The sequence below is a fragment of the Sphaerochaeta sp. UBA5849 genome (assembly GCA_002432715.1).
Taxonomy (GTDB): Bacteria; Spirochaetota; Spirochaetia; order Sphaerochaetales; family Sphaerochaetaceae; genus Sphaerochaeta.
This window is the reverse complement of sequence record DJGJ01000003.1, coordinates 1-13,867: the sequence shown is the minus strand read 5'-3', so window position 1 is coordinate 13,867 and position 13,867 is coordinate 1. Positions and strand designations below refer to the sequence as shown.

The following is a 13,867-nucleotide window of genomic DNA, read 5'->3' as shown; positions in this document are numbered from 1 at the left end:
GGAAGCCCGCAGGAGATGCTCAAGCTCCTGCATGAGCTGGTGCCGGAGTTCAATAGTCCGAAGATGTAGCAAACCTGTATGGGAACACGTTCAGCTGCTTTTAAGCGCTTTTGACAATGCATGAACAAGGGCGTCTCGGAAGGCATGGTAACTTGAACACTGAGCTGAGATGTTTTCGACTCTGATGATTCCATCATCGATCAACTGCACAAGATATTCCCGTGATGGATGGCTTTTGATGAGCAACTCCAACTGCGCTTTCATGTCGAAAGAACTTGCTCTGTTTCCCGTTCTTGTTTCATAGGTTTCAGATGGATTTTCGTGGTCTCTATGTGCTTGAAGCAACCATGCTTCAGACTTTGGCCTAGGAACCATGGGTACGCCAAAATTGTAATCTTCCAATGCAAATCCACGTACGATGGAATCCCATTTTTCCTGCCATTCATCTTTCGACCGAGAACCATCCCCATCACGAAAGAGAACAGCAATATAGGGGCATCCATCTTCTTGCATTCTTTGCTTTGCCATACTGCCGAATACTTGGGCGTTTGCTGTGAAGAAGCTTCTATTCTTTCCGAATTTTTTACCAGCCAATTTGATCACTGATGGTTTTCTTCGATCCAATAGTTCCTGTTTACTGCAAAACACAAGAATATCTTCATGCTCCCCCTCAATGTCACGAGGAGAGTATCCTAGAATTGGGGTTGCAAGGATGTCTATAAAGCATGTCATGGGACCATGCAGAAATGTGTTGTCTTGTGCTCTCGTACCGATATCAGTGGGGCCTTCACCTGATAGGAGGAATTTCATGTGAGCTCATGCTCCAAATCCGAAGACACCTCTTGCATGGTTGTATCGACAAACACTTCTCCAGGACCTAGCAACCTGAGTTTTTCCCTGGTTCGATTGCTTTGGAAATAACGACCACAGCGGGTATATCCGGCTGCATTGCGATAGACAAGGAAAACGCCATCCTTGGCCACTTGGTCATCCAGATAGTTGAGAACCATGGGGCTGTGTGTAGTGACAATCACCTGTTTGTTGCTGCTTACCAAATAATCCATCAAGCGTTCAACCAATTCCGGGTTGATTCCATTTTCGATTTCATCAAGCAATAGGCATGTATGGCTTGTTTGCATCTGTGTGATGATGGTCAGGATTCTCAACATTCCATCATTGAGATGCGTTGTTTCGGTTTCCAGTCGGTTCTTGTTGCCGGTATCGAATGATTCACTTACTGTGATGGTCTTCCAACCTGCCCTGAGGGAGGATGAGAGAATGGATGTCACCTGTGGGTAAAATTCCTGCAGTTGCGTAAGGATTGTTTTCTTTTGCTCGGGTGAAAGCCCATGGAAGAAGGCAGTAAGCTTTTCTCCCCCGATACCCACGTCAGCTGCTGCTCTACTGCGGGTTTTAATCAATTGAGGATTGAGGAGCTCCAAAGACTTCATTCCTTGAGAAAAATCCAGAATGGCACCGATGGCGGGAACCTTCCGTACATCAAACTTATACACACTGAGAATGGACCCTTGATAGAGCAGGTCTTTTACGGGAAGCGTAGAGATTTCTGTCGGGCTTACTATGTTCAATTTACCGTCTTGAACCAAAAAGATGGTTTTGCCATCTTCTGTCACCTTTTCTTGGGTGCATCGGATGGTTTGCTTGTTGTATGTCCCGCTCCAAACTACTGATTTCCCTTGATGCAATAAAGAGATGCTGAATGTAATGGTGGTTTTCTTGGTAAATTTGCTGGTAAGCTCTTCGTGTTTCCAACCACGCGTTTCAAGCCAGGAATCTATGCGTCCTTGGGGAAGCTGAGCAAGAAAATCGAATGCCTGCAGGATTGTGGATTTACCGCAACCATTCAGTCCAACAAGGCATGAGAAAGCTGGAATACCTTGGAGATCCTTTTGGGGCGGAAATGAAAAATCTATAAGAGACTTGAAATTATCAAGATACACTCTGCTAAGCATGCTCCAACCTCCGTACGCAAAAGTATAGCAGAAAGCATAAGAAATTGGAACAAATAGTGGTTAACCAACAAGTCAAGTAGTATCAATACAGATGCTCATCAGTAAGAAACTGGTACAACCCTATATGCCGCACCCCCTCAATGGTGTCCTGGAAGTGAGAATCCATCGTCACCACAAATTTAGGGTAGGAGTCCCGGATATAAAGCAGTGGGGAGAACTCCCTTTGTACAGTTTCTTCACTTTCCAGTTTGAAGGCAACTTGCACATAGAGTTTCTTCGGGGCTTGCTCTGCAATGAAGTCGACTTCCTGGGAGCCCATCTTACCAATGTAAACCTTGTATCCCCGTCTGACCAACTCACTGTATACGATGTTTTCCAAAATACCGGAAATGTCGGAAGCTTTCCCTTCACAAAGAGCATGTTGAAGGCCGGAATCCGCTAGATAGTACTTTGACTGTGTCTTGAGTACACGTTTCTGTTTGATGTCAAATCGATTCACTTTTGTGATCAAATACGAGCACTGCAGTGCTTCCAGATATGCATAGACCGTGGCTGGATCGACGGGTGTGAAATAATCAGCTATGCGTTTTGCAGAAATGGTACTTCCTACCGAATCAGCGATAAAGTTCAGAATTCTTCGCAGCAGCTCAACATCCCGTATCTTGTATCGTTGAACTACATCACGCAGGACGATTGAATCGAAGATGTCATGAATAATCATGTACGTTGCTTTCTCATCGTAATTGTCAGTCAGATGGACGGCAGGAAAACCTCCTCTCCTTATATAGAGCCAAAGCAGGTTTTCTTGGGTTTCTTGTTGGTCCGATCTGAACCCCAGCATCTCTGTAAAAGACAATACCTGCATTTCGATGTGAATGAAGCGGCCGGTGAGCAAGGTAGAGAGTTCGGATGAAAGCAGCTGTGAGTTGGAAATGGTGATGTACATATCTATCTGGAAATCGAGGAACAAGGAGTTTACTGCTTCTTCCCACTTCTCTACGATTTGGATTTCGTCGAAGAACACATATGCAGGGCTCTCCATTGTTTTTAGGAGGTCAGACACGTAGGTATATAAAGCAAGTGAAGTACGCAAATCGTAGTACTTCATGCTCTCAAAGTTGATGGAGATGATCTGTTTGCTCGCAACTCCTTCTTCCTTCAAAAGCTGTTGTATCAGCAGCATCATGGTCGATTTCCCGCATCGACGTATCCCTGTGATCACTTTAATGAAGGGTTTGTTGATGAAGGGTCTAATCTTCTCATAATACAATGGTCGATCAAGCATGAACATGAACCTCTTGATAAGAGTATGCCCAGTAAAACTACGTAAGTAAAGAAAGTTTTTATGGGTATAATCCAATACATCCTTCACGCTATGAAAGCATAATACCAGCCTTCCTGCTGTTTTTCTTCACTCTGCATCTGCGCTTGTACCGCGCTAGTGCAGAGACGATGAAAAAAGTATTCCATAGCTTCTTGGGTGTGATATGTGCATCAGAGGGAAGATATGCAGAACCATACTTAGCAAACGTGTTCACGAACCTATGATAGTCATGCTGCTCATGCTCTGTCCAAAAGGACTCAGCGCCGGCAACCAGGCGCGGCAGCAGGTGCAGGTCCCGCTGTTCTTTGGTTGCAATATGCTCGGTCCAGAGCATGAACTCTGCACCGAGCAGGGAGGAGTACTTCTGTGTCTGCAGCTGCTTGCCGTAGCGATAGACCACCGGGAGGGGAAGCAGCGTATGGTCCATATCCAGGTACGTGTGGAAATAATCGCTCATGATTATCTGATGCGCCGACTTTGTCATCTCCAGCAACGGGTTCCACACCTGGGTGATAATCGTCTCATCGTACGCTTGGTCCACATAGTCATTGTAGAGGATTACCTGCTTTCCCAAGCTTCTTGCATACGAAGTCATCTCGTTGCAGAACCATCGAAGCAAGGCTTTCTCGTCGGATAAACCCAATGCTTTCCTTCTCTTCTGGCAATCGGGACAGTCGACCCAGCGGTCCAGGGGAATCTCATCACCTCCCAGATGGATGTACGGGGCAGGGAAGAGAGAAACTGTCTCCTCGATGAGGTGCTTCACGAAGGAGAGTGCTTCGTCCTTTCCCGCACACAGGATGTCGGAAAAAATACCCTCACCTTTTGGTATTGTGAACGGTCCTCCTGTACAGCTGAGGTTCGGATAGGAAGCAAGGGCTGCGGTGAAGTGGCCCGGCATGTCGATCTCAGGGACGATCATGATATGGCGGTTTTGTGCATACGCTACCAAGTCCCAAATCTCTAGTTTCGAATACCGACCGGACTCTTCCTCTCCCAACTTCGGGTAGTTTTCGGAGGCGATTCTCCAGCCCTGGTCGTCACTGAGATGGAGGTGCAGGACATTCATCTTGAACGAGGCAATGATGTCGATGATTCTCTTTACCTCCCCCACAGGACAGAAGGACCTTGCTGTGTCCAGCATGAAAGCCCTCCACCGGAGGGCGGGCTTGTCCTCGATGCGGCAGCAGGGAATGGCTGAAGGATAGGCAAGCAAGAGCTGACGCAGTGTCTGCACTGCGTAGAAGACCCCTTGCAAGCTCTTTGCCTCGATCTTGCATCCTTGGTCGAAAACCTCCAAGCGATAGGCTTGCTCGTCCATAGCATCTACAGCCTTGGCAATGATCAGGTTTGGTGATTGTTCACCCTCTTGCACCTCCATGCCAAGATACTCTCTGACGTAGAATAAAACCTGAGAGGTGTCAAAGTACGGGTCAGCAACGACGGACAGCTGAGATGGTGGTGAGAATGAGCCACTGAGCATTGCAACGGCACCTGAAGGATAGGGAATGAGAGGGAGCGTTTCTGTCATTTGAATGGTACTATTCCTTTAATGCCCCGGCGGCGAAGCCTTGGGCTATTTTGTCTTTGAATATCAGGTAGAAGATGATCATCGGTACCGTACCGATGACCAGCGCAGCAAACTGCAGGCCGTAGTCGCGGGACATGCCTCCCGCAAAGCTGTTGATCCCGACCGGCAGCGATCGTACGGTAAGGTCGCTGGTCAGCGTCAGGACAAGAATGAACTCGTTCCAGTTCCCCAGGAACGTGTAGATGAACATGGTGGAGATGATGGGAGTGGCGACCGGAGTGATGATCCGCAGGAATATCTGAATGTAATTCGCCCCATCGATGATGGCCGACTCCTGCATGGCATCGGGAATTCCTTTGATGTACGTGGTGGCCAGGAATACCTGGAAAGGAAGTCCGAATGCAATATAGGGGAGGATTACTCCCAGCCGTGTATTCGACAGGCCCAGCTTCGTCTCCATGATGAACAACGGTACGATGACCGAGTGTACGGTGATGAGCAGACCCAGGGTATAGAGCAGGGAGACGAAGCGGCTGCTCTTGTAGTGAAACTTGGAGAGGGCATAGCCGCTGCTCATGGCAAAGAGTACGGTACAGAACGTGGCGGTCAGCGAGTATATGATGCTGTTGACAAAGTAGATGCCCAAATGCCCTTGTGTCCAGGCAAGGACGAAATTCTGTACATACCAGGTCATGGGCGGAGCGAGCGGATGGCGTACGATGAGGGCATGCGGCTTGAAGGCGCTGAGGATCATCCACGTCAACGGGATGATCGTCAGCAGGGTGAACGTGATCATAAGCAGGTAGGCGAGGACTTTTCCCAGGGTAATGGTTTTCTTCATAGCTGTTCCTACTCGAACCGACGTTCGAACTTCCTGCTGATGTATTGCAGGATGAGTATCAGGCCGACAGCCAAAAGGACGATGATCATCGAGGCGGCACTGCCGAAGCCGTATTTGTAGTACTTGAAGGTGTTGACATACATGTAGATGGCGATCACCTCGGTGAAGTGTGCCGGACCGCCGCCGGTCATGGAATAGATGAGGTCGAAGGCCTTCAGGCTGCCTGAGATTGCAAATATCGCAGTGGTTGCAATGGTTCCCACCATGCTGGGAAGAATGATTCTACCCAGCATCTGCGATTCGCTGGCTCCGTCTATTTGTGCTGCTTCGAGCAGCGAAGGCGTCATTTTCTGCAGGTTTGCATAGAAGATGATCATGTACGTACCGGTATGCATCCACAAAAGGACAAACAGGATTGGATAGATGGCCATCTGCTTGTTCTCGAAAATCTTCATCACATACTGGCTTTGGCCGGTCAGGTTCCTGATGATGGCCACCACCATTCCCGAGGAGGAGAAGATCTGGTTCCATAACAGGGCGACCACGACAGGGGAGATGGTGATGGGCAGAAATATCATGGTCTGATAAAAGTTGCCGCCATGGACCATTTTTCGATGCAACAGGTACGCCAAGAGAAAGCCCAAGGGTATCTGTCCGAATACGGAGACGGCTACGATCAGGAGGTTGTTCCTCAGCGAGTGTTGGAATACCTCGTCGCCGATGATCTTTGCATAGTTCTCCAAGCCGATGAAAGCCGGCTTTCCGTAGCCTCCAAAGGAGGTGAAGCTGAGCGAAAAGCTGTAGAATACGGGAAATATGATGATCGAGGCGAACAGGAGCAACCCCGGAGCCAGCAAGAGATAGTAACTCATCCGTTTTTGTTGTGAGAATGTCATGACGCTCCTCGTGTTCCAAAGAAGGCTCTTACCCCGATCGGGGAAAGAGCCTTCCTAACGATGTTACCGACCGATGGCTGAGACCATGGCTTCCAGTTCTTCTGCGACCTGCTTGGGCGTCTTCGTACCAAACATCATGTTCTGAAGGTTGATATTGAACGTTCCAATGGGTTCTGCGGCAAGCACTGAATCCATGACGTACCCCATGGGTACCTTGCCGGCATAGGCGACCAGCTTTTGGATCATTGGATCGGCATCCTTGGGTTCTGCGAGGTTGTAGGCGGGAAGCCTTCCGAATCGCTGCCTGATCGCCGAGCCTTCGGGGCCGGAGTAGAACCATATCCACTTCCAAGCGGCTTCCGACTCCGCCTTGGTGAGCTTTGCGTTCATGCCGAAGCCCTGGCCGGCAGTAGCCGAGGTGGAAAGGCTTTGGCCTTTCTGCTTGGGAATGTCGGGGAATGACTCCAGGCTCATGTACTCTTTCTGCTCGGCGGTAAGCTCGCCGACCATGTTGTTTACCGTCCAGCCTCCATCGATGAAGTACACTGCCTTCTCTTGGACGAAATCGTCCAAGCCTTGGCCGTAGGCCAGTTGGTTGGTTCCCGGTGAGAACATCTGTTTGTCAGAGAGTTCCTTGATGATCTCCATGGCATAGACGAATTCGGGGTCGTCAAAGCGAGCTTCTCCGGCGATTGCCTTGTCGAACCACTCTAGTCCACAGGCTCTTTCGACCAGCATGCCTGCTACGCAGGACTGCATCGGCCACGCATCCTTGTTGGCGATGGAGATGGGAATCAAGCCGGCCGCCCTGATCTTCGGACCTTGGGCCAACAGCTCTTCGTAGGTCTTGGGAAACGTCAATCCCAGCTGCTTGAGCAGGCGGTTGTTGGTGAACATGATCGAGGTGATGCTGATGTCCTCCGGCAGTTCCCAGATTTCTCCGTTCTTGCCTTGGCCCTGCATGGCCATGTCGGCAAACTCGTCCTCGTGTCCTGCAAGGTACGGACGCAAGTCCTGTACCAGACCGGCATTGGTAACCTGGCTTGTTCTCTCTCCGGGATAGAGCAGTACGATATCGGGCAGCTGGCCGCTCATCGCCATGGTCTGCAGCTTGTCGTGGAACGCCTCACCATAGCCGTATTCGAAGGTGAGCTTGATGTTCGGATTGGCCTTCTCGAATACATCCACCAGATACTGGAAATTCGGGGCGGTGGTTTTATCCGTCTGGTCGAGGAAGTGATAGACAGACAAGGTTATGACGCCATCTGCTGCATCCTGTGCTTGTTCCTTGGTCCCTGTTGCAAACAGCAAGAGAGGGGCGAGAAACAACGAAATGAAAACCAAGTTCAGCAACCGTTTCAATTTCATAGTAATCCTCCAATTTTTAACATCCTTCACAGGAAGGAATCGTGTTCTTAAGCGAGCAGATGAAACAAGGGAAGTACTTTCTGCGTTCCATGGTCCGAAAGTGGTTCCAGGTTCATCAACACGTTATCCAATACCAGAGCTGCCGCTCCGAACGAGACGGCTTGGTAGCCGAGGGATGAGAACTGTATCTGCGTTCGTTCATCACGGTGGTCGAGTGAATTTGCGCGCAAGGCAGAGCGCAGCATGTCAGGCATAATGTCCTCGATGGTTTCCACATTCCCGCCGATGAAGACGTGTGCGATGTCCAGGGTGTTGATGAGAAACGCGAGGTTCTCGCACACCTCTCCCAGGTATGCGAGCAGTGCCTCCCTGTTCTCCGTGACGGAGATGGTTCTATCGACCACCACTTGTTCGGAAGAGTATCTGTCTCGGTTGAGTACACTTTTGAATTCACCGGCTTGGTTGTTGCTGCCTCGATGGATTTTCCCGTCGAAGCCGAAGCCAAGGCCTACGGTCGGCCTTGCCAGGCCGGTCTGTACGTCATAGGCCTTCCAGAACTCTATGAGGACGAAGAGGAAGTTGCGAAGCTTGCGCTTGCGTTGGAATATGACCTCCCCCCATGCCCCGCAGTTTGCATCGTTCTCCAAGAAGACGGGGAAAGGGAAGGCTGAGGCGATTTCGGTAGAGAAGTCGAAGGGTTGTTGGAAATCGAGGGAGACTGAGCGGATGATCACCTGCTTCTCAGCATCCACGATGCCTGAGAAACCTATTCCCACTCCAAGCAGGTGCCGTCCCATATATTCCAAGCGTTGGGTGAGCGACTCGATGAACGAAAGCATTTCCTCTTTGAAGGTTTTTGCCGTGAAGCCTTTTGGTTGTGTCTCTGAGAACAGTACGTTGCCTTCCAGATCGACTGAGAGGGCGGTATAGGAGTCCGAGCGGATTTCGATGCCGATGACATGGAAGTACTCTTTGTTCAGCGTGATGCCGATGGCTCTTCTCCCTCCTTTCGGACCGGGATCTATGGTCTCATTCTCCCTGACGATGCCCCTCTGCATGAGGTCGACTACGATGTTGGAGACCGAAGAGCGGTTCAGTCCCGGCCGTAAGGCCAGCTCGGCTCTACTGAGTTCATCTTCTATCCACAGGCGATGAATGATGCGGGAGGAATTGATGAGTCTGGTTCTTCGAGGACTGTCCATGGACAACTCCTAAACTTGGTTTGTTTGTTTTTGTACCAACCTAAGTCCAGTATAGGGGCCTGAAAAGGGAAGTCAAGAAGAATAACAATTACTAATAATATAAATAATTAAATACAACTTGAACCAACGTAATGTAAAGGACATTGATATGAACCGAAGAGGGGTGGCAAGTTCTGAATGTGCGAGGTATGATGGATGGTATGGATGAGAGCAATTTTGAACTGTTGTTGGAGAGTGTTAAGGAAGCTGGTGCTATTCTGCGTAACGAGAAAGAGCCTACGCGTACTTTTATATGTACGCCTCAGGATATCAAAGCTACTCGAAGGAATGAGAACACAACACAAGCAGAGTTTGCTGCAAAGACTGGTGTGAGCTGTTCAGAGGTGTAGTAATGCTCTCAAAGACTCAAGGTGTTACTGATACTTTTTCTTTAACCCGAATTTGTTCGCTTATCCGTTGGTATACATCTATATCAAATTGTCGAGCTATCTCAAATGTGCAAAACAACGCATAGGGTATGAGCTCATTGTTGCGTTTGGCGTCAGTTCTACAGTTGATTTTGATGCCCAATGTATCAGAATCACTCCATGTAGTTGCGCTCTCCCCTCCAAATCGCTCGTGTTGCAGCGTACCTCTAACTACTGCTTTATCCCCAACATCAAGCCTTGAAAGATTGAGCTTGGAAAAAGCAGGATCAAAACTAAACCATGTTTGTGCTGTGCGATATTTTTGGGATGAAGGATGAATTGGCGTTAATGATGCCAAGGTGACGGTAAGGCATCGATACATTCTCCTTAACGAGAATGTAAAAGGTAAGGGAAGTTCATACCGACATGCGGAATCTTGGGAAAGTGTTCCAAAGCCGATCAGGGTGATTCTATTTTTAACGCAGTGTTGAACTCGTTCGAAATCGGGAATCCCGAATCCCAACCACTTGTGTACAATATCATTTCCGCGTCCGGATATGCCAAGTGACTTGCAGATAATTGAAGCGGATTCATTCCACTTAGCTCCATGTACGAGCATGGCTTTTAGTAATACTGCTGCATATTCGGAAGGAATGTGGACACCGAAGTCATTGAGAAATGTTGCATCCAGGACATCAAAACATTGCGATGCCTGATGTGCAACAAGGGCTGTCGCATTACTTGTTCCGAAAGAATATCCAACTCGGTTGTCATTTTGCAAGGTGAAGGGTCTGGCAGTTAAAATTCCAGGTGGATTTAGGCTGGTTCCTCGTCTCCAGTGCATTGTATTGGGCTCAAGCATGTTTGCCATTACCACATTTCTTCCTCCACGGTGAAGTATATCAGGCTTTACTGCGTTGTTGATTCCCCGTCCAATCGCATTGATTGGGCTTGGCATCGATTCAGAACAAGGAAGGATATGTCTTGCAGTCTCCGTCCATCTGCAGCTATCGGAGAAGAGTGCTCCCACGGTTAGTGCATTTATGCTTTCAGCAGGAGACAAGAGTCGATGAAGGTGAGATTGTTCACGCATTAACTGAGTTATGAAAGTATCTCGTTCTCCTATAGGTATTTCCTTGAAGGCATCGAATGAGATTGGAAGTGAGAGATCCTCAGCATGATTGCCTGCACTTACTATGAAGAGAACTCTGTATGAAAAACTCAACCAATCCAATAGTCTGGCAAGAGGGCTTACCATAGTATAGAAAATTCTTGAGCTGACACCAATCGAGAGATTTATTACCTTCACAGTTGGCGCTACACTTCCATGTGCAGACTCAAATAAGCGTAAGATCGCTTTATACAGAGAATCAACAATCAGCACTGTTTCCGGTACATACTCAGTAGAAGTTTGCCCTGCATTTGGGTACGGCTTCATAATAGGACGAACATAGAGCTTGTGAGTAGGAAGCGTCTGATTATCATCCAACAAGTCACCTCTTGTAATCAATGAAGCCATGGCCGTACCGTGGTGTCTGTCATTGATTTGATACTCAGCGGTATAGTCATCGGGGTCATCAATTGTAAGGAGTCCAGTGAGGAATGGATGTTGTTCTTGGGGCAATCCATCAAATAATGCAACTATCGGTTCATCAAGAATATTATTAGGCTGTGGCATTTCTGTTGGATATGAAAACCCATCCATTGAGCATGAGACACTTGATTGACCAGTAGGCTTGATGAACATTATCTCTTGCAGATCAACCAAGGCGACTTCATCTTTATTTAGGATATGCTCGGCATATCTGCGGGGGATTGAAGCCAATAGTGCATGATAATGGATTTGTTCAATGCAGGATGCAGATATGATTCTACCGCCCATTGTATTGATTTGGCGTGTAATTATGGTTTCTGCGAGTGCTCGTTTCTCTTCAGACCTTCGATAGAACAGTTCAATCTCGCAAAAGACTTGAGTTGCCTCTGGATCTTGTAAATCGTCTAGCCAAGCCTGGAGGACCCCTGTCTCATCGAAACGTTCCTTGCTTCCCCAAAGGTGAATATCTTTAAGACTATCAAATACATGTTTCAACCCAGTCTTTCCGCGTGGGAACTTGCTTGATCCATTTTTATATCGCTTCCAAAGTGTAAGTATTTCACTAAGAGCCTGATGGTTTGTAACAACACAAAAATACTTGAATGTCATTGTGTTTGTATCATCTCGCTGTCTTTTCTTGTTGAGACGATAAAAATCATCTGAGTTGGCCACATCCTCCTGTACTGTTTCGAAGAGCCATTCCAGGCCTTGCGTCTCTTTGTCTAGATTCCGTACAGCAGTCTCGAATCCGGCAGGGTCTCCTGCTGTTTCCAATACAAGAGTGTATTCCGGGTTAAATCCTTTGGGAGTATGAGTAAGTATTTGGTTACTCTTCCTCCAAGCATTTTCAAGTACTTTGAATTGTGGTGAGAGCCTTTGGATTTGCTTTTTATGTGGAGGAATTGCGAAGTCCGATGGACCTCCGTGCCGTTTATCTTTTTCTATCTCGGTTGGTTTTGAAAAGAAAACAAGAGGTCTCTCGGCCATTTTTTGCTCCTGTTACATCTATGAATTTTTGTGCATGGATAGAGAAGAGTCCTGGTTAAGTCGGAACTCAGTAAGGGTCCTGGTGTCAGTGACAAAACCTTTCAAGATATATTGGCGATAGATGGAGAGAGCGAACTCCTCAACTTCGGCATAGCTTTTTCCGAGCAGTCGCTTCGCCAGGTTGCCTAGCTGAATGTTGAAGGAGAACCGCATTCTCTTCTCAAAGGAGGAAAGCCAGCACTGGATATCATCGACTGATGGTTTGCCAAGCTCAATTTTTACCTGAAATCTTCTCCATGCAGCAATATCAAGCAATGCTTCATGATTGGTTGCAGCAATGACGACAACATAACTGGGTAAGGCGTCTATATTCATAAGCAGGGAGCTTACCACCCGTTTGATCTCCCCGGTCTCATGACGGTCTCCCCGTTCTTTACCTAGGGTCTCGAACTCATCAAAGAACAACACACATTGCCTCGTTCTCGCGTATTGAAATAGTTTTGCAAGATTGGAGGCAGTCTCGCCGAGATATGCTCCGATGAGAGTATCGTACGTAACCATATACAAGGGAACCATCAAAGCATTGGCAATCGCCTCGGCAAGCGAAGTTTTTCCATTTCCAGGAGGCCCATAAAGAAGGATTTTATTACGTGGTTCAATGCCATATGAGCGTAACAACTCTGATCGCATCTGCTCCTCTATCACCTCAGTGCAAGTTTTGACTGTTGTCTCAGTAAGTACCAGTTGATTGAGACTCTTGCTTGGGTTGATCTCTTGATACAAAGAAACTCCATTCAGTGTTTTTAAGCCAAACTGTTTGGGTGCAACTTCCCTTGTTTCAAGGGACTGTGAATCCTGCTCCAATAATTCTTCCAGCTTTTTTGCGAGTATCACATGCTGTTTTGCGCGTTCCTCAGCACAAATAGCTTCTGCTGCCAAACGAAAACTGGCTTTTTCTCCTGCTAACCCATGTTGTATTAATTCGTAGAGCAAGTCTGCTCGCGCCATTCAATCCTCCACTACTATGTGACCAGCACTCGTGTATTAGAGCTGCTTCAGGAATGATTCTTGAATGAAATTACTCTCACAGAAATCATAGAACATTCTCTGTGCAAGATGGCTTGGTAATACTTTGGCATTTTCCCACCGATTGATAGTTGCAAAACTCACATGTAATGCGTCGGCAAGTTGCTTCTGACTCAATTGCAAGGTCGTCCTTACATGTTTTACCTGTTGATGGAATTCCATAATTTTTCCCTTACTATAACATCTGCTAGGTACAAGTATAACACATGTTATACTGGAGGAGGTAGTTCTTTTGCAAAAAATTGAATATCGGGAGGTATATCACTATAGAACATTCTCTGCTATCAGAGCCGAACCAGTAGTTCTATCGTTGTCTGGTCCTTAAGGAATCCAAACACATCCTTCACCTTATTCCTTCTACGCGCATACCGCAGCATTGAGACCTGGTCAATGCGGTAATTGGAAAACATCATCTCGATTGCAGAAGGAAAATCACCTTTACAGAGCATCAGGTTCTTTTTTGCAAACAAATCAACGATCAATTTTTCCAAAGGTACCTGATACGGCTCGCCGTCTGACTTGGGCGCCTCCGTAATAAGTTGGTCGATGATGATTCCATCATCGGTGCCGTATAGCAGTAGTTCTTGAGCTTTGGGTCTCAGCAGTACCCTGCCTGGTAATTTCTCGGCAAGCGCGGAGAACACAAAATCACAACCGT

The 13,867-nt window shown here is 47.6% G+C and carries 13 protein-coding genes; 1 reads left to right on the top strand and 12 read right to left on the bottom strand.

Annotated features, from left to right (window positions below; genetic code table 11):
- Positions 1-90 precede the first annotated feature (90 nt).
- The 8 genes from B3K89_RS00480 to B3K89_RS00445 all read right to left on the bottom strand — a co-directional run bounded on the left by B3K89_RS00480 (position 91) and on the right by B3K89_RS00445 (position 9,135).
- Entirely contained in the window at positions 91-810 is a 720-nt protein-coding gene (locus B3K89_RS00480; protein WP_345906902.1) for a hypothetical protein, read from the bottom strand.
- The gene (locus tag B3K89_RS00475) at positions 807-1,973 is read right to left on the bottom strand and encodes an AAA family ATPase (RefSeq protein WP_345906901.1); all 1,167 of its coding nucleotides are present in this window, start codon (positions 1,971-1,973) and stop codon (positions 807-809) included. The genes B3K89_RS00480 and B3K89_RS00475 overlap by 4 nt, the downstream gene beginning before the upstream one ends.
- A gap of 82 nt (positions 1,974-2,055) precedes the next feature.
- Entirely contained in the window at positions 2,056-3,258 is a 1,203-nt protein-coding gene (locus B3K89_RS00470) for an ATP-binding protein (RefSeq protein WP_345906900.1), read from the bottom strand.
- Positions 3,259-3,346: 88 nt separating this feature from the next.
- A complete protein-coding gene (locus B3K89_RS00465) occupies positions 3,347-4,828 on the bottom strand; it encodes a beta-N-acetylhexosaminidase (RefSeq protein WP_345906899.1) in 1,482 nt (493 codons plus the stop codon).
- 10 nt (positions 4,829-4,838) lie between these two features.
- Positions 4,839-5,669, bottom strand: a complete 831-nt coding sequence (locus tag B3K89_RS00460) for a carbohydrate ABC transporter permease (protein WP_298506045.1) — start codon at positions 5,667-5,669, stop codon at positions 4,839-4,841.
- An 8-nt stretch (positions 5,670-5,677) separates the two neighbouring features.
- Positions 5,678-6,565, bottom strand: coding sequence for a carbohydrate ABC transporter permease (locus B3K89_RS00455; RefSeq protein ID WP_293910272.1), 888 nt, complete (start codon positions 6,563-6,565; stop codon positions 5,678-5,680).
- A 63-nt stretch (positions 6,566-6,628) separates the two neighbouring features.
- A complete protein-coding gene (locus tag B3K89_RS00450; RefSeq protein WP_345906898.1) occupies positions 6,629-7,933 on the bottom strand; it encodes an ABC transporter substrate-binding protein in 1,305 nt (434 codons plus the stop codon).
- Between the two features lie 47 nt (positions 7,934-7,980).
- Positions 7,981-9,135: an ROK family protein gene (locus tag B3K89_RS00445; RefSeq protein ID WP_345906897.1), complete on the bottom strand. Its 1,155-nt coding sequence runs from the start codon at positions 9,133-9,135 to the stop codon at positions 7,981-7,983.
- 200 nt (positions 9,136-9,335) lie between these two features.
- Here B3K89_RS00445 and B3K89_RS00440 point away from each other — a divergent pair, with 200 nt between their 5' ends.
- On the top strand, positions 9,336-9,524 hold the full coding sequence (locus B3K89_RS00440) for a hypothetical protein (protein WP_293910268.1): 189 nt from the start codon (positions 9,336-9,338) through the stop codon (positions 9,522-9,524).
- 16 nt (positions 9,525-9,540) lie between these two features.
- Here B3K89_RS00440 and B3K89_RS00435 read toward each other — a convergent pair whose 3' ends face one another.
- The 4 genes from B3K89_RS00435 to B3K89_RS00420 all read right to left on the bottom strand — a co-directional run.
- The gene (locus B3K89_RS00435) at positions 9,541-12,123 is read right to left on the bottom strand and encodes a S8 family peptidase (protein ID WP_345906896.1); all 2,583 of its coding nucleotides are present in this window, start codon (positions 12,121-12,123) and stop codon (positions 9,541-9,543) included.
- 18 nt (positions 12,124-12,141) lie between these two features.
- Positions 12,142-13,131: an ATP-binding protein gene (locus B3K89_RS00430; protein WP_345906895.1), complete on the bottom strand. Its 990-nt coding sequence runs from the start codon at positions 13,129-13,131 to the stop codon at positions 12,142-12,144.
- 36 nt (positions 13,132-13,167) lie between these two features.
- Positions 13,168-13,371 (bottom strand): helix-turn-helix domain-containing protein, encoded by a 204-nt coding sequence (locus B3K89_RS00425; RefSeq protein WP_298504872.1) that lies wholly within the window; start codon positions 13,369-13,371, stop codon positions 13,168-13,170.
- A gap of 122 nt (positions 13,372-13,493) precedes the next feature.
- The coding region (locus B3K89_RS00420; RefSeq protein WP_345906894.1) for a DUF6577 family protein at positions 13,494-13,867 on the bottom strand (374 nt) is incomplete at its 5' end.